Source organism: Pandoraea pneumonica (assembly GCF_902459645.1).
In the GTDB taxonomy this organism is placed as follows: domain Bacteria; phylum Pseudomonadota; class Gammaproteobacteria; order Burkholderiales; family Burkholderiaceae; genus Pandoraea; species Pandoraea pneumonica.
Window position 1 is genome coordinate 792,772 of sequence record NZ_CABPSK010000002.1, and the last position, 19,020, is coordinate 811,791.

The 19,020-nt window shown below is 64.0% G+C and carries 17 protein-coding genes; 4 read left to right on the plus strand and 13 right to left on the minus strand.

Translation table 11 applies throughout. The annotated features are described in order from the left end of the window. Positions 1-117 precede the first annotated feature (117 nt). From PPN31114_RS12625 to argS, 5 genes are all read right to left on the minus strand, one after another. A complete protein-coding gene (locus PPN31114_RS12625; RefSeq protein WP_150679828.1) occupies positions 118-1,437 on the minus strand; it encodes an MFS transporter in 1,320 nt (439 codons plus the stop codon). Between the two features lie 316 nt (positions 1,438-1,753). After that, a complete protein-coding gene (locus PPN31114_RS12630; protein ID WP_150679829.1) occupies positions 1,754-2,593 on the minus strand; it encodes an SDR family oxidoreductase in 840 nt (279 codons plus the stop codon). Between the two features lie 45 nt (positions 2,594-2,638). Further along, complete coding sequence (locus PPN31114_RS12635) at positions 2,639-3,337, minus strand: thiol:disulfide interchange protein DsbA/DsbL (protein WP_150679830.1); 699 nt, start codon at positions 3,335-3,337, stop codon at positions 2,639-2,641. A gap of 242 nt (positions 3,338-3,579) precedes the next feature. After that, entirely contained in the window at positions 3,580-4,272 is a 693-nt protein-coding gene (locus PPN31114_RS12640; protein WP_150679831.1) for an SPOR domain-containing protein, read from the minus strand. A gap of 63 nt (positions 4,273-4,335) precedes the next feature. Continuing rightward, on the minus strand, positions 4,336-6,099 hold the full coding sequence (gene argS / locus PPN31114_RS12645) for an arginine--tRNA ligase (RefSeq protein WP_150679832.1): 1,764 nt from the start codon (positions 6,097-6,099) through the stop codon (positions 4,336-4,338). Between the two features lie 172 nt (positions 6,100-6,271). On the opposite strand from argS, the gene PPN31114_RS12650 reads away from it, so the two are divergent. Further along, positions 6,272-6,595, plus strand: a complete 324-nt coding sequence (locus PPN31114_RS12650; protein ID WP_150679833.1) for a DUF1840 domain-containing protein — start codon at positions 6,272-6,274, stop codon at positions 6,593-6,595. 213 nt (positions 6,596-6,808) lie between these two features. Here the strand turns inward: PPN31114_RS12650 and PPN31114_RS12655 are convergent, their stop codons facing one another. From PPN31114_RS12655 to PPN31114_RS12670, 4 genes are all read right to left on the minus strand, one after another. After that, the gene (locus PPN31114_RS12655; RefSeq protein WP_150679834.1) at positions 6,809-7,132 is read right to left on the minus strand and encodes a hypothetical protein; all 324 of its coding nucleotides are present in this window, start codon (positions 7,130-7,132) and stop codon (positions 6,809-6,811) included. A 193-nt stretch (positions 7,133-7,325) separates the two neighbouring features. Beyond that, a complete protein-coding gene (locus PPN31114_RS12660; protein WP_150680399.1) occupies positions 7,326-8,036 on the minus strand; it encodes an MgtC/SapB family protein in 711 nt (236 codons plus the stop codon). Between the two features lie 261 nt (positions 8,037-8,297). After that, on the minus strand, positions 8,298-11,003 hold the full coding sequence (metH, locus tag PPN31114_RS12665) for a methionine synthase (RefSeq protein WP_150680400.1): 2,706 nt from the start codon (positions 11,001-11,003) through the stop codon (positions 8,298-8,300). 23 nt (positions 11,004-11,026) lie between these two features. Then, positions 11,027-12,133 carry a homocysteine S-methyltransferase family protein gene (locus PPN31114_RS12670; protein ID WP_150679835.1) on the minus strand — a complete coding sequence of 369 codons (1,107 nt, stop codon included), beginning with the start codon at positions 12,131-12,133 and terminating at the stop codon, positions 11,027-11,029. 172 nt (positions 12,134-12,305) lie between these two features. On the opposite strand from PPN31114_RS12670, the gene PPN31114_RS12675 reads away from it, so the two are divergent. Next, positions 12,306-12,698, plus strand: a complete 393-nt coding sequence (locus tag PPN31114_RS12675; RefSeq protein ID WP_150679836.1) for a rhodanese-like domain-containing protein — start codon at positions 12,306-12,308, stop codon at positions 12,696-12,698. A gap of 122 nt (positions 12,699-12,820) precedes the next feature. Here PPN31114_RS12675 and PPN31114_RS12680 read toward each other — a convergent pair whose 3' ends face one another. The 4 genes from PPN31114_RS12680 to PPN31114_RS12695 all read right to left on the minus strand — a co-directional run bounded on the left by PPN31114_RS12680 (position 12,821) and on the right by PPN31114_RS12695 (position 16,377). Continuing rightward, positions 12,821-13,078, minus strand: coding sequence for a BTH_I0359 family protein (locus PPN31114_RS12680; RefSeq protein ID WP_150679837.1), 258 nt, complete (start codon positions 13,076-13,078; stop codon positions 12,821-12,823). A 178-nt stretch (positions 13,079-13,256) separates the two neighbouring features. After that, positions 13,257-14,051 (minus strand): 3-oxoadipate enol-lactonase, encoded by a 795-nt coding sequence (gene pcaD / locus PPN31114_RS12685; protein ID WP_150679838.1) that lies wholly within the window; start codon positions 14,049-14,051, stop codon positions 13,257-13,259. Between the two features lie 211 nt (positions 14,052-14,262). Beyond that, complete coding sequence (locus PPN31114_RS12690; RefSeq protein ID WP_150679839.1) at positions 14,263-15,402, minus strand: DUF3108 domain-containing protein; 1,140 nt, start codon at positions 15,400-15,402, stop codon at positions 14,263-14,265. Between the two features lie 108 nt (positions 15,403-15,510). Then, on the minus strand, positions 15,511-16,377 hold the full coding sequence (locus PPN31114_RS12695) for an IclR family transcriptional regulator (RefSeq protein WP_246182574.1): 867 nt from the start codon (positions 16,375-16,377) through the stop codon (positions 15,511-15,513). Positions 16,378-16,623: 246 nt separating this feature from the next. On the opposite strand from PPN31114_RS12695, the gene PPN31114_RS12700 reads away from it, so the two are divergent. Further along, complete coding sequence (locus PPN31114_RS12700) at positions 16,624-17,610, plus strand: fumarylacetoacetate hydrolase family protein (RefSeq protein WP_150679841.1); 987 nt, start codon at positions 16,624-16,626, stop codon at positions 17,608-17,610. Between the two features lie 230 nt (positions 17,611-17,840). Next, a complete protein-coding gene (locus PPN31114_RS12705; RefSeq protein ID WP_150679842.1) occupies positions 17,841-18,992 on the plus strand; it encodes an ABC transporter substrate-binding protein in 1,152 nt (383 codons plus the stop codon). The last annotated feature ends 28 nt before the right edge of the window (positions 18,993-19,020 follow it).

Below are 19,020 nucleotides of genomic sequence, written 5' to 3' on the forward strand. Positions count from 1 at the left end.
CCGAAGCACCGGAGGTCCAAGAAAAAACCCCGCCGTCGCAAACGCGAGCGCGGGGTTTTAGGTCGCATGCCGATGTCAGTCATCGCGGGGCGGCGCTGACATCGAATTGCCACGCCGTTAGGCGTGCTGCGCAGCCGACGGAATGTGACGGCCGTCACGGCCGAGCAACCCGTACGTCACCAAGCTGATCGCCACGGTCAGCAAGATGTAATACGCCGGGGCCAGTTCGTTTTGCGTCGCTTTGATCAGGTACGTGATCCAGAACGGCGCGAGGCCGCCGAAGAGCATGACCGACACGTTGTACAGAATCGACACGCCCGTCGAGCGCACGCCCACCGGGAACACTTCAGTCACCGCCGTCGGGAACGCGCCCCACACGAAGCCCATGCAAATCGCCGGGAGAATTTGGGCGAGCAGCAAATTGCCCATCGACGGCGCGCTATGCAGCCGCGTGAACATCCAGAACGACACCAGACCGTAGAGCAGCACGAACAGCAGAATCAGCGGCTTGCGGCCCACACGGTCCGAAAGCCAACCCGTGAGCGGGCACAGCACGGCGATCAGCATGGCTGCAACAAACGTCGACAGGCTCGCCGCGCCCTGCGTCAATCCCAGTTGCTTGACGGCGTAAATCGGCGTGTAAATCAGCGTGACGTAGAACGACGTGGTCGCCGCGACCGTCAGGCCAAAACCGGCGATAAGCGCACGGTAGTGATTCGCGAAGACTTCCGCGAGCGGCGTGCGGCGCGCGGGCTCACGTACTGCTGCGTAGGCCAGAAATTCCGGCGATTCCGTCATGCGGCGGCGAATGTAGAAGCCCACCGGCCCGATCAGAATCCCGAACAAAAACGGCAGACGCCAGCCCCACGATTCGAGCGCTTCTTTCGTCAGCCCCGTGTTGAGCAAGTAAGCGCACAGCCCGGCGAGGGCGACGGCCAGCGCTTGCGAGCACATCTGGAAACTGCCGTAGAACCCGCGCAGGTGCGGCGGCGAGAACTCGATGAGCATGGCCGTCGAGCCGCCGAATTCACCCCCGGCGGAGAAGCCCTGAATCACCCGCGCCAGCAGAATCAGCAGCGGCGCGGCAAAACCGATGGTCGCGTAGGTCGGGGCGATACCGATGAGCCCGGTGCCCAACGCCATAAGCAGCACCATCACCGAGAGCGCTGACTTGCGGCCCGCGTGGTCGGCATACAAGCCAAAGGCGATGCCGCCGATCGGACGGAAAAAGAACGCAACGCCAAGCGATGCCACGCTCGCGAGCAGCGAGTTGGTGTCGTCGACGGCGGGAAAGAACAGCTTGGCGATGACCACGGCGAACAGGCCGTAGACGGTGAAGTCGAACCACTCGAATGCGTTGCCCAGCGTAGACCCGATCACAGCCTTGCGTCGCAGCGCCGGATCGATGACCGGCGTGCCGGTGGGGGTTGCCTGCATGTGCCTCTCCTGCTCTTGGTTGGGAGCGCCGCACTCGGAAGCCTCACGCCGCTGAAATGCGCCCGGCATGGGTCTTCTCTCTGGTGGCGGCAAAACCGTTCGAATGACGTGTGTGCGTCGTTTGTGTGACCTCTACTCGAGTTACTTATCCACTCTAGCGCAGGTACGCGATGCACCACAACGGGTCAATATTCCGCTGGCGGTGAATTGTTTCAGGGGTGGGACGGGGAGGGCGAACGGGCGGGAGAGCGTCGGCAGGGCAGCATGCGGGCCGCGCCAAGAGGAAGGGGCGCTTAAGCGCCCCCCCGGGGATGTCTTACGATGCGTCGCCGTCAGTGCGCGAACTGGCGGTGGTGTCGGCCGGTTTCTGCCGATCCGCTATACGTGGTTTGCGTGGTGCTTTGGCGAAAGCCATGTCGTACAGCCAGCGCGGCAGGCGACGCAGCAGACAAGCCACGACGCCCATCTGCCACGGCAGTACGACGAAGCGCTTACGCCGGGCGATCGCGCTCGCGGCCTTGTGGGCGAACTTGTCCGCGTCCATCAGGAACGGCATGGGGAACGGGTTGCCGTGCGTCATCGGCGTGCGGATGTAGCCCGGGGCGATCGTGACCACGGCGACTTTATCGGCGCGCAGTTCGACGCGCAGGCTTTCCAGATACGTCATCGCTGCCGCTTTCGACGCGCTGTACGCGCCGTGCCCGGGCAAACCGCGCACACCCGCCACGCTGCCGATACCTACGAGCGTGCCGCGTTTGCGTGCGCGCATGGGGCCGACAAACGCGCTGAAGGTCGCGACCATGGCCATCCAGTTGGTGTCCATGACCGACGCGAAATGTGGCAGATCGGCGGCGTCTTCGGTGTTCACGCCGTGGCTGATCCCGGCGTTGGCAATGACGATGTCCGGGGTGCCGTGGCGCGACATGAAGTCTTCGGCGGCGGCACGCAGCGCGACCGTGTCGCGCACGTCGAGCGCATAGCAATGCACGGCGTGCGGATGCGGCAGCGTCGCGGCTAGATCGGCGAGTTTGTCACCGCGCCGGCCGACCAAGCCGAGAATGGCGCCCTCGGCGGCGTAATGCCGTGTGAGCGCCTCGCCCAGCCCGCTGGAGGCGCCCGTGATGAAGACCTTCGGTGATGCAGTATGTGTCGCCATGAACGCAAAAGCCCGGCCGGAGCCGGGCTTTGTGAGGCGCGAAGCTTAGAGCTTCTTCGCGCGGATCTGATTGATGATCGAATCGGCCGTCTTGAGCGCCGCGTCGAACGTCTGCTGCTCGGTCGTGGCCGGCTTGCCGGCCTTTTGCAGCGCGTCGCCCGAGGTGGCCGGCGAGACGAGGTACTTGCCTTGAATCGCGATCGTCGGCACGCCGTCGATCTTGTAGTCTTGCCACATCTTGTTGGCCAGCTCCACAGGCGTTTCCTTGCGCGCCATGGCAGGCTTGCCAGCGGCATCGTACGCGTTGGAGTAAGCCGTCTTATCGATGCCGAACTGCGCGAGGAAATCGGCTTGTGTGTCCTTCGTCAGCAGGTAGTTGTGCTTGACGTGAATTTCGTTGAACACCTTCGGCGTGAGTTCGGCTTCCTTGCCCAGCGCAGTCAGCGCAATGAACATGCGCGTATGCGGTTCGAATCGGCTTTGGAACGCCACCGGCACGCGCTTGAACACCACGTCCTTACCCTGCGCCTTCACCCACTTCTCGAGCGACGGCTCGAGGGCGTTGCAGTGCGGGCAGCCATACCAGAAGAATTCAGTGACTTCGATCTTGCCAGCGCCCGCCGAGAGGGGCTGCTGCGAAATCGTCAGATAGTCGGTCCCCGCGACCGGGGCTTCCGGCGAGGCAACCGCCGCACCCGAGAGGAACCCGAAAGAAATCAGAACGGCACCAAGAAGTTTTTTCATGATCGTTGTGTAGGAGTGAAGCAGACGCGCCAGCGCTAATGTTGCCGCGCCTCTGCGAAACCATATCCCGGAATAAGGCACATTCGCCAGTGCGTATGACCGGGCAGCGTTCGCCGGGTTCAACGCACCGAGAGTGCCGATACTGCCGATTGCCCCCGCATGATGGGGCATTTCCCCAACGCCTGCCGTGCTGGCGCAAGCGCGGACAAAAGGCGTTGCACCAGGTGCAACGCCTTTTACGTTCACTGCTTCGTGAAACGGATCACTGCCGTGTCGTAGCCGCCGTCTTGCAGGCGTTGACGCACGTGGTTCATCTCGTCGAGCTTGCCGTACGGGCCCAAGCGCACGCGGAACAGCGTGAGGCCGTTGGCGTCGCGCTGCGTGACCTTCGCCTCGAAGCCCGAGAGGGCCAGCTTGGCGCGCAGTTGCTCAGCGTCGGTTTGGGACTTGAACGCGCCCACTTGCAGGTAATAACCCGTGCTGGCGTTATCCGTGGCGCTCGCCGGCGGCGTGGTCGGCGGGGCCACCGGCACCGTCGACTTGCCGTTCAGAATGTCCGAAGGCGACGGCTTGGCCGGCGGCGTCGTCGGCTGGGTCGCCGGCGGTGTGGTCGGTGCCGTCGCTTCCGGCGTGACAGGCGTGCCCGGCACCAGCGGCGACGTGACGGCCGGTTGCGACGCGGTGTCCGGCGTCACGGCACCCGGCACAGCGCCCGGCAGCGGGGTGCGCGGCTGGAGCGACTTGTTCGGATCGGGCGGCTGCGCGGCCGGCGAGTTATCGGCGGGGCGCGGCGGCGTCTTTTCGACGAACGGGGTCGGCGTCTTCGTGATGTAGAGCGCGACGACGACAGCAACGGCCAGCCCAACGATCAGGCCGAGCACGATGCCCAGAAATGTGCCGCCCCGCTGGCGGGGCTGCCGACGTTTGTTTGCCATCGAGTCGATTCCGTCCTTACAGAGTTCCGTTGCGTATTACGGTTCGGAAAGTGGGTGGAAGAGTTACATCTTGGCCGGTGCAGACACACCCAGCACAGCCAGACCGTTGCGCAGCACCTGACGCGTGGCCGCCAGCAACGCGAGACGCGCATGCTTGACGGTCTCGTCGTCGACCAGCACGCGATCGGCGTTGTAGAACGAGTGGAAGGCACCCGCGAGGTCACGCAGATAGAACGCCACGGCGTGCGGGGCCAGTTCTTCGGCGGCACGCGTGAGCATGTCCGGATACTCGGCGAGCAATTGCAGCAGCGCGAGGGCCCGTTCGCTGTCGAGCGGCGAGAGGTCCACATTCGCGAGCTGGGCTTCGTCGCCGCCCCATTGCGTGAGGATCGAGCAGATACGCGCATGCGCGTACTGCACGTAGTACACCGGGTTTTCGTCGTTTTGCTTGAGCGCGAGATCCACGTCGAAGACGAATTCGGTGTCGGCTTTGCGCGAAATCAGGAAGAAACGCACGGCATCGCGGCCACGGCGCAAGGCGTCTTCACGCGCGACGGGGTCGGTGACCGGCGTCTCGGCGGTGATGCCGCCCGACCATTCGATCAGGTCGCGCACGGTCACGTAGCTGCCTGCGCGCTTGGAGATCTTCACCTCTTCGCCATTGCGCATGACGGTGACCATCTTGTGCAGCACGTAGTCGGGGTAACCCTTCGGAATACCGATGCCCAGCGCTTGCAGGCCGGCGCGCACACGGGCGATGGTGCCGTGGTGGTCCGAGCCCTGCACGTTGATGACCTGATGGAAGCCGCGGTCCCACTTGCGCGTGTGATAGGCCACGTCCGGCACAAAGTACGTGAACGTGCCGTCGGACTTGCGCATCACGCGGTCTTTGTCGTCGCCGTAATCGGTCGTGCGCAGCCAGAGCGCGCCGTCCTGCTCGTACGTCACGCCTGCGTCGATGAGCGCCTGCACCGTGCGCACGACGCTGCCGTCGGCATACAGCGACGACTCGAGGTAGTACTGATCGAAGATCACACCGAACGTTTGCAGATCGATGTCTTGCTCGCGGCGCAGATACGCCACGGCAAACGCGCGAATCGATTCGATGTCTTCGACGTCGCCGCTGCCGGTGACCGGTTCGCCATCGGAGGCTTGCACGGTCTTCTTGGCGAGGAAATCTTGGGCGATATCGCCGATGTAGTCGCCGTTGTAGGCCGACTCGGGCCACTCGGCGTCACCCGGCTTGAAACCGCGCGCACGCGCCTGCACGGAAGTCGCCAGCGTCTGAATTTGCACGCCCGCGTCGTTGTAGTAGAACTCGCGGTGCACCGGGCGGCCTTGCGTGCCGAGCAGCGCCGAGATGGTGTCTCCCAACGCGGCCTGGCGGCCGTGGCCGACGTGCAGCGGGCCGGTCGGGTTGGCCGAGACGAACTCGACGAGTACCGGGGCAGCCTCGTTGCTGGCGGCGCGGCGGCCGAAAGCAGCGCCTTCGGTCAGGATGGCGGCGGCCACCGACTGCTTGGCGGCGTTGGCCAGTCGCAGGTTGATGAAGCCGGGGCCGGCAATTTCGACGGCGTCGACCAGGCCCTTGGCGCGGGCGTCGGCGAGGATCGCATCGGCGATCTTCTGTGCCAGCTCGCGCGGATTGGCGCGCAGCGGCTTGGCGAGTTGCATCGCCACGTTACAGGCCAGATCGCCGTGAGCGGCGACTTTCGGGCGTTCGAGCAGGATCGTCGGCGCAGCCGGTGCGGTGCCGTCCGTCGGCATCAGGCCGGTGACGACGTCGCCGATCAGCGCGACGAGAGCATTCTTTTGTGCGGGTAGCATGGCGGGTGTTTCAGGTGCGTCCGGACGGCGTCCAGACAGGCAGTTGAATCGTTAGCAACGGATTTTAACAGGTGTATGATGATCTCACGGTGCCCGCGGCACCCCTCATTGCGTGACATGGTGGGGCAGCGGCGGTGGGGATTAGTCGAATAAGTCGAATATGGAGGCAACCATGCTGATAACGTTCAAGTCGAGAGCGTCACCTGACGTCGCCATGCTGGAGAATCTCGCGCAGTATTTGCTCGGCATCGTCGGCAAGAAGGTTGGCGAGCGCGGCGCGATTGGCGACGACGAAACCGGGGCGGCGATCGCCAAGCTGGAAGCGGCCATCGCAGAAGACAAAGAGACTGCAAAGAAAGAGAACGAAGGCAAGACGGCCGCCGAGCGGGATGACGAAGGTCCACGCCTCGCACAACGCGCCTACCCGCTGCTCGACATGCTGCGCGAATCCAACAAGATGAATGTCGCAGTGATGTGGGAAATCTCCAGCCATTGAGGCAACGCTCGCCGGGGCGCTAACGACCGGCAGCGCTGCATACGTCGCGCAAGCACAGCCGCAGATCCAGAAACCCCGCACGGCAAAAAAAGCAGGCCACGAATCGTGGGCCTGCTTTTTTTATGTCCGGTCGGAAGGCGTCGCCCCCGGGCGAGGGGCAATGTCTTGCAGTGGCGACGCCTACAGACCGGTCATCCTGGGCACCGAGAACGCTTACTGGGCCTTGCCCGGTGCGTTATCCGGTGCGTTGGTGGCACCGTTGCCGGTGTTGCCGTTGGTGGGCGTCTTCTTGGTGCTGTGACGCGGCTGCTGCGCATGCGAGTTCGGATGCGGGTTCGACGGCGTCATGGTTTGAGCACCCGGCGTCGGGGCTGCCGGCGAAGTCGGGTCCGCCTGGCTCGGCATCGGCGTGGTCGGTGCGGTCGTGCTGCCGCCACCCGGGCCTGCCGCGCCGCCGCCAGCGGCACCTTGGGCAAAGCTCAGTGCCGAAGCGCCGGCGAGGGTCAGGGCAGCAACCGAAATGATCAGCTTCTTCATCAGATGGACTCCTTTGCATTGCACTGCACCTCAAAGGAAAAACTGGTGCAGGCCTCACTTGCGTTAGTGAGATTCCAGTCTAAGAGTCCGCAATCTGCGGTGCTGTAAGGCTTTGTAATCGATTGTAATTCGGCTTTTTCCCACGCGAAGAGCGTTGCACGCGGGAAGCGGGTACGCGTGTGGCGCGTAATCGTCAGTCGTCCGAACGACTTGACCAGAAGACCTGATTGACCCCCGGCAGCGTCTCGAGATGATCGGTCAGCGCATCGAGTTCGCCAGCCTTCACGGCGGTCGGCAGCAACAGTGCCTCGATTTCGACTTCCGCTTCACCGAATGGGTGGATGTCGAGCGCGCGCACCGGATAGTTCGACGCTTCGAGCCACGCTTCGACCTTGTCGAGGACTTCACGCTGCGTTGTGCGTGCGCAGATGACGGATAGCGCGTATGTCGCTTCGGACGTCGCCTCGTTGATAGGCGCGCGGTTGATGCGGTTGACGACCGGACGCAGCAGCGTATTGGCCGCGAGCACGAACGCGGCGACGATGACCGCTTCGAACAGCATGCTTGCACCCGCCGCCGCACCGACAGCGGCCGATCCCCACAGCGTTGCGGCGGTGTTCAGGCCGCGCACGGAGGCGCCGTCCTTCATGATCGCGCCCGCGCCGAGAAAGCCCACCCCCGACACCACGTACGAAATCACGCGCGTATCGCCCGGCATTAATCGCATCGACAAGTCGACAAAGGCGGCGGCACCCACGGCCACCAGCACGTTGGTGCGCAGGCCCGCCGTGCGTTGGCGTACCTGCCGTTCCACGCCGATGATGCAGCCGAGTACGAACGCCACGGCGAGCGAGAGCAGCGTGTTGAGCAGCGGATAAAGCTGGAAGTTTTGAATGTTTTGCAGTGCGTGCATGGGACGTCTCGAATTGACGGTCACGGTGCAAGCCCGTCGCCGCGCGGGGCGGGCGGGCCGTTGGGCGGCAACCTGATCGGGCGCGACACTACGCTCAAGTTGCGACAACGGCGTGACACGCAGGTCAGTGACCCGGGTCACGCCGCCGCGATTATGTCACGAGGCGGTAGGGCGGCATAACGGTGCCAAGCGGTGCCTTTTGGCGTGTTATGCAGCGTCATGCCACCCATGCCACCTCATGCCTTCATAGCGTTACGAAAGTTGCGGTGCGAGCAGGCGTCGAGCCGTCGCTTCGTCAACGCCCATGCGTTCCATGAAGTCTTCGACCTGATCGGGACCGATCTTGCCCACGCTGAAGTACGTGCTGTCCGGATGCGACAGGTAGAAGCCCGACACGCTTGCCGCCGGCAGCATGGCGAGCGACTCGGTCACGCTCATGTTGATTTCATGGGCTTGCAGGTAGTGGAACATCGGCCCCTTGACCGAGTGTTCCGGGCAAGCCGGGTAGCCCGGTGCCGGACGAATGCCGACGTACTCTTCTTTGATGAGCGCGTCGTTATCGAGCGTCTCGGCGCTCGCGTAGCCCCAGAAGTCACGGCGCACGCGTGCGTGCATGCACTCGGCGAAGGCTTCCGCGAGGCGGTCGGCCAGCGCCTTGAGCATGATCGCGCTGTAGTCGTCGTGATCGGCGAGGAAGGTCGCTTCCTTGGCATCCACGCCCAGCCCGGCGGTCACGGCGAAGACGCCGATGTAATCCGCCACGCCGCTCGATTTCGGCGCGATAAAGTCGGCCAGCGAACGGTTCGGGCGGCGCACGCCGTCCACCACCGGACGCTCGCTCTGCTGGCGCAGGTTGTGCCAAGTGAACGCGACTTCGGTGCGCGACTCGTCGGTGTAAATCTCGATGTCGTCGTCGTTCACCACGTTGGCGGGCAGCATCGCGATCACGCCGTTCGCAGTGATCCAGCGGCCGAGAATCAGGCGGTTGAGCATCGCCTTGCCGTCGGAGAACACACGCCGCGCCGATTCGCCGACGATCTCGTCGTTGAGAATGGCCGGGTACGGACCCGCGAGATCCCACGTCTGGAAGAACGGACCCCAGTCGATGTATTGCGCCAGCTCGGCCAGATCGTAATTCTTGAACACGCGGCGGCCGATGAACTTCGGCTTGGGCGGCACATAGGTCGACCAGTCGACCTTGTACTTGTTTTCTCGCGCGGTCGAGAGCGACACCATCGGCGTGGCCTTACGGCTGGCGTGCTGAGCGCGCACGCGCTCGTAGTCGGCCTTCACGTCTTCGAGATACTTGGTGGCGGCGTCGTCCGAGAGCAGGTTCGAGGCGACCGAGACCGAACGCGAGGCGTCCGGCACGTAGATCACCGGGCCGTCGTAGTGCGGCGCGATCTTCACGGCCGTGTGCACGCGTGAGGTCGTCGCCCCGCCGATGAGCAGCGGAATGTTGCGCAGGCGGAAGTAGTCGTCGCGCTGCATTTCCGAGGCCACGTAAGCCATCTCTTCGAGACTCGGCGTGATGAGCCCCGACAGGCCGATGATGTCCGCGCCTTCTTCCTTCGCTTTGGCGAGAATTTCGGCGCACGGCACCATCACGCCCATGTTCACGACTTCGAAGTTATTGCACTGGAGCACCACGGTCACGATGTTCTTGCCGATGTCGTGCACGTCGCCCTTGACCGTGGCAATCACGATCTTGCCCTTCGAGCGCACGTCTTCACCGGCCGCGGCCATGCGCGCCTTCTCTTCTTCGATGAACGGCACCAGATGGGCCACGGCCTGCTTCATCACGCGCGCGCTCTTGACCACCTGCGGCAGGAACATCTTGCCCGCGCCGAACAGGTCGCCCACGACGTTCATGCCGTCCATGAGCGGGCCTTCGATGACTTGAATCGGGCGCCCGCCTGCGGCGTCGATCTTCTGGCGCACTTCCTCGGTGTCTTCGACGATGAAAGTCGTGATGCCGTGCACCAGCGCGTGCGCGAGACGCGCTTCCACGGGCTGATTGCGCCACTCGAGGTTTTCTTCACGCTTTGCCGCACCGCCCTTGAAGCGGTCGGCAATTTCCAGCAGACGCTCGGTGCTGTCGTCGCGGCGGTTGAGCACCACGTCTTCGACGCGCTCGCGCAGTTCGGGGTCGAGGTTTTCGTACACGCCCAACTGACCGGCGTTGACGATGCCCATGTCCATACCGGCCTGAATCGCGTGATACAGGAACACGGTGTGAATCGCTTCGCGCACGAGGTCGTTGCCGCGGAACGAGAACGACACGTTCGACACGCCGCCGCTGATCTTCGCACCCGGCAGGTGTTCCTTGATCCAGCGCGTGGCGTTGATGAAGTCGACCGCGTAGTTGTTGTGCTCTTCGATGCCGGTGGCGACCGCGAAGATGTTCGGGTCGAAGATGATGTCTTCCGGCGGGAAGCCCACTTCATCGACCAGCACGCGGTAGCTGCGCTCGCAGATTTCGGTCTTGCGTTTGTACGTGTCGGCTTGGCCTTGTTCGTCGAAGGCCATTACGACAGCGGCCGCACCGTAGCGGCGAATGCGCTTCGCGTGATGCACGAAGGCTTCGCGGCCTTCCTTGAGCGAGATCGAGTTGACGATCGCTTTGCCTTGCACGCACTTCAAACCTGCTTCGATCACTTCCCACTTCGAGGAGTCGATCATGATCGGCACGCGCGCAATATCCGGCTCGGACGCGATGAGATTCATGAAGCGCACCATGGCGGCCTTCGAATCGAGCATGGCTTCGTCCATGTTGATGTCGATGACCTGCGCGCCGTTTTCGACCTGCTGACGCGCCACTGCGAGCGCCTCGTCGAATTGACCGTTCAGAATCATGCGCGCGAACGCTTTGGAGCCGGTCACGTTGGTCCGCTCGCCGACGTTCACGAAGAGTGTGCCGTCGCCGATGTTGAAGGGCTCGAGGCCGGACAGGCGCATCGGTGGCACGTTGTGCGTTTGGCTCATGCTGCTTGATCCTCATCATTACGGTACTGCGACGGCCAACGGCGCGGCTTGACGTCGGCAAGCGCCTTGGCAATCTCGGCGATGTGTTCGGGCGTGGTGCCGCAGCAGCCACCGGCCAGATTCACGAGACCGGCTTGTGCGAATTCTTTGAGCAGGCCCGAGGTGACGTCCGGCGTTTCGTCGAAACCCGTGTCGCTCATCGGGTTGGGCAACCCGGCGTTCGGATACACCGACACGTAGGTGTTGCACAGCTTGGCCAGCTCGGCGATGTACGGACGCATGAGCGTGGCACCCAGCGCGCAGTTCAGGCCGAACGTGAGCGGGCGGGCGTGGCGCAGCGAATTCCAGAACGCTTCGACGGTCTGGCCCGAGAGAATGCGGCCCGACGCGTCGGTCACGGTGCCCGAGATCATGATCGGCAGCACTTCGCCGGTGTCTTCGAACAGTTCGTCGATGGCGAAGAGCGCCGCTTTGGCGTTGAGCGTGTCGAAAATGGTTTCGACCAAAAACAGATCGACGCCACCTTCCATCAGCGATTTGGCTTGCGCGTAGTACGCATCGCGCAGTTGGTCGAAGTCGACGTTGCGTGCGCCCGGATCGTTCACGTCGGGGCTGATGCTGGCGGTCTTAGGCGTCGGGCCGATGGCGCCTGCGGCAAAGCGCGGCTTGTCCGGCGTGCTGAAGGCGGCGCAGGCTTCCTTGGCCAGACGCGCCGACTCGCGGTTCATCTCGTCGGCCAGGTCTTCCATGTGATAGTCGCCCTGCGCGATGGTCGTCGCCCCGAACGTGTTCGTCTCGAGGATGTCGGCGCCGGCGGCCAGGTACTGGCGGTGAATTTCGCTGATGACCTCGGGACGCGTGAGCGAGAGCAACTCGTTGTTGCCCTTCACGTCGTGCGCGAAGTCGGCAAAGCGCTCGCCGCGATACTGCGCTTCATCGAGCTTGTACCGCTGGATCATCGTCCCCATCGCGCCATCGAGAATCAGAATGCGCGATTCGAGCAGCGCCGGCAGTGCCTGCCCGCGGGTGTAGCGCGGCTGCGCGAGCCGGGTCGGCGCGGTGCCAACGCCCGCGTTGGCGGTGGTGGGGGAAGCGGTGGTCATGACGAGCGTCGCCTTGGAGTGGCCGGAAAACCTATAATTGTAATGGTTTTGGCGCGCCCCGCTTGGCCTCTGGCCGCGCCGGGCGGGCGCCGGACACCCCGCACCGACCCTAGCGGCGAGTGACATCTCGCTCACAGGGCACGTTCTCAGATCGACCACTGACACCCAAGCCATGGAATTCCTGCTCCCGAATGCTGCTAACAAGTTTCTGCAAGCCAACGCCAACGCGTTGTTCGTCGACTGCCGCAGCGAGATGGAATACCTGTTCGTCGGGCACCCGGCCGGGGCCATTCATGTGGCTTGGAACGACGGCCCGGACTGGGAGGTCAACCCGCATTTCGTGCAAAGCGTGCGCAAGCTGGCGGGCGCAGGCGGCGACCGGCCAGTCGTGCTGATCTGCCGCAGCGGCAACCGGAGCTCGGCTGCCGGTGAGGCGCTCGAGGCGGCGGGCTTTCTGAACGTCTATGGGGTGCTGCACGGCTTCGAGGGCGATCTGAATGCCACCCATCACCGCAATGCCGTGAACGGCTGGCGCTTCGACGGGCTGCCGTGGGAGCAGTGCTAAAGCGGGGCGGCTGCGGCGGCGCGATGCCAAGGCAAGCCTGACACGCTGGCAAGCTTCATCATGAAAAAACCCTCGCCGTGGCGAGGGTTTTTCGTGTGGCGGCACCGCGTACGGTGTTTGCGTCAGTGGAGCACTACCGGGTTCGTCATGAAGGTGTCGAACTGCCCGAGGAATTCATCGACTTCGTCCTCGGACGGCTCGCTGGCAATCAACTTCTGCACTTCTTCACGGAATTGCCGGGCAAGCGAGCCGTCGAGAAAAATCTCACGGCCAGCGGTTTTGTCCACGATTTCATAGCCACCCGCAGACAGCGAGTGATTGCCGTTATCCGCGGCAAACTCGACGACACAGTAATTTGGGCTGTTGTAAATCATGAGCATGGCAACTCTCCTGGTGTTCCTGCATGGTCCTTGGTAACCCACATAGGGGCGACGCGGCGCGATTTCAAGAGGCATGACCCCATGATTCGCTTATCGGCACACCGGCTGACGAATTCAATGGTTTGGGTCCTCCTTATCGACAAGTTCCAGCAATTCAGGACGGCCTGCCTTGTGCAGGTCATACGTTAGATGCGGCTCCCTGCAAAAACGTTGCAAGCGCATTAGTTACGAACTGTTTCTGCTCGACGATCGATAGGTGGGCCGCATCGGGCACGATTTCCAGCCTTGCCCCGGCAATGCCCTCGGCGATCCGGCGGGCGACGGCAGGCGGCGTGCTGGGGTCGTGTTCTCCCACCAGTACCAGCGTCGGCAGCTCGATTTCCGAGAGGCGAGAGCGCACATCGAAGGCGGCCAGCGCCTCGCACGACGCCGCAAAGCCCTCCGGATCGGTATGGGCGACGCGGTGGCGAATGCGCTCGGTCACCTCCGGCTCGTGCTTGCGGAATCGCTTGCCGAGCCAGCGCTCCATGGTGCCTTCCGCCAGCGCCTTCATGCCACCGTGGCGGGCCTTGGCGGCGCGTTCACGGAATGTCGCGGCATCGGCGGCGTCGTAGCCGGACGTCGTATCGATCAGCGTGAGGCTTTCGATGCGTTCGGGCGCGTCGAGCGCAAGCTGTTGCGCGACGGCACCCCCCATCGAAATGCCTACGAAGTGCGTACTTGGAATTTCCAGCGAATTGAGCAGCGCAGCCGCGTCGGCGGCCAGTTGCCCGATGGTGTACGGGCCGTGCGGGACATCGCTTTGCCCGTGACCCCGGCTGTCGTAGCGCAGTACCCGGAAGTGGGCAGCAAGCGGCGGGACCAGGTCGTCCCAGACGGTGAGGTCTGCACCCAACGGATGCGCTAGCGTCAGCCACGGTCCGTGGCCTTCCACCGCGTAATGAATCGATACGCCGTTAGCACTTACTTTCATCGTGTTCGGCCCTTTATCGTCAATCCCGTGGGATGTTTCTGATTATGTCAGGAACAATGAACTTCTGCTCATCGAATCGTCGCAGTGGGGCAACAGCTCTCACGCGAAGCCGCATCAATGCTAGATCACTCAATGATCTAAGCAATGTTGAGTCGCTAGTTTGAGACGATCAGTCTTGATTGGCGGGGGGGAAGTCTAAGAGGACTAGGCCTTAGGGCTGAGCCTTCTGCGTGAAGATCAATTCGAACTCGTTGCCCGACGGTTCGACTTGCTTGACCCGCACCGGCAGCCAGTCGAGCGACGGGGCGAGCCAGATGTCGACGCGCCGCTCGTCGCCGTTTCGGCGCGGCAAACGCGTGAAGTGGCGCGTTTCGAGGTAGCCCTGCGGCGTTTGCAGGGTTTCGCTGCCCACGTATTGCACCGGCCAGACTTCGCTGCTGTCGGTGTCCACGACGGTGAACTCGTGCGTGACGCCGACCTGCGTGTAGCGCTCTGGGTTGCCGCGCGCGTAGCCCGCCAACTGCATCATCACGCTGAACCGATCCTGCGCGCCGGGGGCCAGCGGCACCGATTGGCCCGAGCGCGAGAACGACAGCGTGGGCGCAGCGCCGTCGCGATGGAAGTCGGTGACGTACTCGGCGCGGCGTCCGCGTTTTTCCACATAGCGCGTGGGGGCGATGCCGTTGGCGTCGTAGCCGCCTTCGCTGATGAATTCGAACGTGCCGAAGAAGATGATCGGCACCGCCACCCGCAATTGGTAGTGGCCGTTTTGATTGACCCAGTGCAGCTCGCCGGTTTGGTTGCGCACGCCGTTCATCAGCGCGTCGTAGGTGAGCGTGACGGAGGGCGGCGGGTCGAACTTGTCGCCATTGGCGGCAGCGGCCGTGAGGGCCGGGCCGGGTGGTTGGGCCGCGGCGCCGCTGGCCGGAGCGCCCGGGGTGTCGCCTTGGCCTGCCTCGGTGGCGGATGCCGCCTGTGGGCCAGGTTCGTCCGTTGTCTGGGGCGCGGCGAGCGTGTCGGGGCTTGCTGGCGGCGCGACAGGCTTCGGCCGAGGCTTGGGCACCGGCTTGGGTTCTGGGGGCGCAGGCGGCGCCGGTGGTTCGACCGGCTTGAGAGGAATGAGCGTGATCGGAATGTCGTGAATCGGCGGCGTGTCATCGAGCGTCGTGCGGTGCACCGCGACCCACAGGGCGATGAGCACGTGCACGGCGAACACCGCCAGCACCACGCCTGCCCACTTCAGCCAGCGCCGTCCGGTCCGTGCGGGCGGCGTCGGACCGGCGGGCGCACTGAAGGCGGCATCGGCGGGTGCATCGGGCGCAGCTTGGCGAGGCGGGCGGTTGGCAGGCAATGGGACGAATTAGAGGGCTGGAACAAAGGGCCGGAACGTCAGGACGTCAGCATCTCATATTGCGTGGAATCTGTTTCGACCCGCGCGTCACCGCCTGGTTCGGAACCGTTACCGCGCGTTAGTCGCTGGCGCGGCGGGGTGTCGCGGTGCCTGTGCCTGCCCGAGATCGGCCGACAGTTGTTGCGCGAGCGTGCGTAGCGCGGTGTCGATCGGGCCGCCCCAACTGGCGTCGAAGCGGCTTTCTGGGCCCAGCGCCATCAGCCCCATCACCAACTGCCCGGTCGCGTCGAATACCGGCATGCAGAACGCATTGACTGACGGCAGCACCGTGCCTTCCACCCGCGCGGCCCGGTGTGCACGCACGTCGTCGAGCACGGCATCGTACTGCGCGCGTGTGGCAGGCAGATGATGGCGCGACGCATGTTGCAAGGTGGCCAGCGCCGTGTCGATGAGCGGCGCGGTCTGACGGGTTGGCAGATAGGCCGCGAACAGGCGTCCGGCGGCCGATTCGAGCATGGGCATGACGTCGCCCAGACGCAGCGGTACGCGCATCGGGAACGTCGAGTCGAGCCAATGCACGACGGTCGGCCCCGAATTGCCCCAGACGGCGATGCCCACCGTTTGGTCGATGGCGTCGCGCAGTTCGCCGAGTGCAAAGCGGGCAGCCTTGAACGCGTCGATGCGCGCCAAATGGGCCAGCCCCATGCGCAGCGTGAACGGCCCCAGGTCGTAGCGCCCGCTCACGGGGTCTTGCACGATGAGTCCCAGTCGCTGAAAGCTCACGAGATAACGGTGAGCTTTGGCAGGGTTCATGTCGGCCGCGTGCGCGAGGTCGCGCAGCATCATCGCGTTCGAGGCTTCGGTCAGTACCTCGATGAGCCGGAAGCCCACCTCGATCGATTGAATGCCCGAGCGAAGCTTTTCTTCTTCGGGGGCGGCGCTCGCGGCCATCTCGGCGTCGTCTGCCTCGCGCATATCGTCAGTATTGTCCGTATGGTCGGCGCTGGCGGTGCGAGTGGTGCGCTTGGCGCTACGTGTGCCCGCAGTCTTGCTTGTCATGTCTGTCTCGTCCTCGTCGCGGTGGCCGTCCTGCGAAATTAGCGCGGCCACCGGTGCTGCCCGCGCTTTTTTCGAGGGGCTGCGCGGGCGTTGCCCTCAGGTAGAATCGTCGGCTTCACGCGCCATTCTATCGGGCCTGAGACCGCCCGCAGACTCCATCACATGAAACTCGCTACCCGTAAGGACGGCACGCGCGACGGTCAACTGATCGTCGTGTCGCGCGATTTGACGAGCGCCTGCATTGCCGACGCCATCGCCCCCACGCTCCAACGTGTGCTCGACGACTGGACCTTTTACGCGCCGCAACTGCAAACGCTGTACACCGAGCTCAATCATCAACGCGCGCGCAACACCTTCAAGTTCGAACCCGACGAGTGCATGGCACCGCTGCCGCGCGCGTACCAGTGGGCCGACGGCTCCGCTTACGTGAACCACGTGGAGCTGGTGCGCAAAGCCCGTGGCGCGGAAATGCCGCCCGAGTTCTGGACCGACCCGCTCATGTATCAGGGCGGCAGCGACGACTTCATCGGGCCGACGGACGACATCGTCTGCGCCTCGGAAGACTTCGGCATCGACTTCGAAGCGGAAGTCGCCGTGGTGACCACTGACGTGCCGATGGGCGCGAGCCCGGCCCGCGCCCTCGAAGGCGTGCGCCTGCTGATGCTCGTCAACGACGTGAGCCTGCGCAATCTGATTCCGGCCGAGTTGGCGAAGGGCTTCGGCTTCTTCCAGAGCAAACCGGCGACGGCGTTCTCGCCGGTGGCCGTGACGCCCGACGAACTGGGCGACGCGTGGCGCGATGGCCGCGTGCATCGGCCGCTCACGGTGAAGTGGAACGACAAGAAGTACGGCGCGCCCGAATGCGGCGAAGACATGGTGTTCGACTTCGGCCAACTGGTCGCGCACGTGTGCAAGACGCGTAATGCTCGCGCGGGCACCATCGTCGGTTCGGGCACGATCTCCAACAAAGATCGCAGCCGGGGCAGTGCGTGCATTGCCGAGAAGCGCATGCTCGAGACCATCGAAAAGGGTTCGCCCGAGACGCAATTCATGCGCTACGGCGACCGGGTGCGCATCGAGATGTTCGATGCGCAGGGCAAGTCGATTTTCGGTGCTATCGATCAGGCGGTTTCCCCGCTCGACGAGTAAATCCGGCCATGCGCCGCACGGTGAAAGTTACCGGCATAGGGTGAACCCGGATATGGCGGGCAATTCTGGCTCCGCTATTCTTTGTCTCCTTGAGTCGGTTCGTACCCCTACCGGGATCGCGGGCCGGCCCGAACTTTCGCCGGCGCGGCGCGAGGTGTCCGTCCCGGGCCTTCGCGTATGAAAAGAACCAGCGCGGGCCAGACCAGATCAGGATTGGACAGGAGACTTTCATGCGAAACCCCGTGCGCACCGCACTGCTGGGCGCGATGTTGCTGGCGTTGGCCGGTGGTGCCGCCGCTCAGGTGAAGATCGGCGTGAGCATTTCGCTCACCGGCCCGGCCGCCTCGTTGGGCATTCCCGCGCGCAACACCATCACCATGCTGCCGACCGAAATCGGCGGTCAGAAGGTCGACTACATCATTCTCGACGACGCCTCGGACACCACGACCGCCGTCCAGAACACCAAGAAGCTCATCTCCGAGAACCACGTCGACGCCATCATCGGCTCGTCGATCACCCCGAACACGCTGGCCATGCTCGACGTGATCGCGAGCGGCACTACGCCCACGATTTCGCTGGCTTCCTCGGCACGCATCATCGAGCCGGTCGACGCCAAGCGTTACTGGATGTTCAAGACGCCGCAGACCGACGCGCAGATGGCCTCGGCCATTGCCGAACACGCGAGCCGTCATGGCGTGAAGACGATGGCGTTCATCGGTCAGGGCGATGCACTGGGCGAAGCCTTCTATGACGAAGTCGCCAAGTTCGCCGCGCTGCAAAAGATCAAGATGGTCGCCAACGAGCGCTTTGCGCGCACCGACCCGAGCGTGACGGGCCAGATTCTGAAGATCATGGCGACCAACCCGGATGCCGTGGTCGTGGGCGCGGCAGGCACACCGGCGGCGCTGCCGCCGAAGGCACTGGCCGAGCGCGGCTATAAGGGCCTCGTGTATCACAATCACGGCGTGGGCAATAACGACTTCCTGCGCGTTTGCGGCAAGGACTGCAACAACACGTACCTGCCGGCCAGCCCGGTGCTGGTGGCGTCGCAGTTGCCTGCCGATCATCCGGCGAAGGTTGTCGCGCTCGATTACATCAAGAAGTACGAGGCGAAGTACGGTGCGGGCACGGTTGCAGCGTTCGGTTCGTATGCATGGGACGCCGGCATTCTGCTGCAACGTGCGATTCCGATCGCCGCGCAGAAGGCCAAGCCGGGCACGCCGGAATTCCGCAAGGCACTGCGCGACGCGCTCGAACAGAGCAAGGAAGTGCACGTGACGAACGGCGTGATCAACATGAGCGCGACCGATCACTTGGGGCTCGATCAGCGCGCCCGTGTGATGGTCAAGATCGAAAACGGCAAGTGGCTGCTGGCACAGTAAGCCACGGCTTGGCGTGAGACGGGCTACG

Coding starts and splice junctions, on each gene's coding strand:
- PPN31114_RS12625 (WP_150679828.1), bottom strand. CDS start 1,437: ATGCAGGCAACCCCCACCGGCACGCCGGTCATCGATCCGGCGCTGCGA.
- PPN31114_RS12630 (WP_150679829.1), bottom strand. CDS start 2,593: ATGGCGACACATACTGCATCACCGAAGGTCTTCATCACGGGCGCCTCC.
- PPN31114_RS12635 (WP_150679830.1), bottom strand. CDS start 3,337: ATGAAAAAACTTCTTGGTGCCGTTCTGATTTCTTTCGGGTTCCTCTCG.
- PPN31114_RS12640 (WP_150679831.1), bottom strand. CDS start 4,272: ATGGCAAACAAACGTCGGCAGCCCCGCCAGCGGGGCGGCACATTTCTG.
- argS (WP_150679832.1), bottom strand. CDS start 6,099: ATGCTACCCGCACAAAAGAATGCTCTCGTCGCGCTGATCGGCGACGTC.
- PPN31114_RS12650 (WP_150679833.1), top strand. CDS start 6,272: ATGCTGATAACGTTCAAGTCGAGAGCGTCACCTGACGTCGCCATGCTG.
- PPN31114_RS12655 (WP_150679834.1), bottom strand. CDS start 7,132: ATGAAGAAGCTGATCATTTCGGTTGCTGCCCTGACCCTCGCCGGCGCT.
- metH (WP_150680400.1), bottom strand. CDS start 11,003: ATGCGCCTGTCCGGCCTCGAGCCCTTCAACATCGGCGACGGCACACTC.
- PPN31114_RS12670 (WP_150679835.1), bottom strand. CDS start 12,133: ATGACCACCGCTTCCCCCACCACCGCCAACGCGGGCGTTGGCACCGCG.
- PPN31114_RS12675 (WP_150679836.1), top strand. CDS start 12,306: ATGGAATTCCTGCTCCCGAATGCTGCTAACAAGTTTCTGCAAGCCAAC.
- PPN31114_RS12680 (WP_150679837.1), bottom strand. CDS start 13,078: ATGCTCATGATTTACAACAGCCCAAATTACTGTGTCGTCGAGTTTGCC.
- pcaD (WP_150679838.1), bottom strand. CDS start 14,051: ATGAAAGTAAGTGCTAACGGCGTATCGATTCATTACGCGGTGGAAGGC.
- PPN31114_RS12695 (WP_246182574.1), bottom strand. CDS start 16,377: ATGCGCGAGGCAGACGACGCCGAGATGGCCGCGAGCGCCGCCCCCGAA.
- PPN31114_RS12700 (WP_150679841.1), top strand. CDS start 16,624: ATGAAACTCGCTACCCGTAAGGACGGCACGCGCGACGGTCAACTGATC.
- PPN31114_RS12705 (WP_150679842.1), top strand. CDS start 17,841: ATGCGAAACCCCGTGCGCACCGCACTGCTGGGCGCGATGTTGCTGGCG.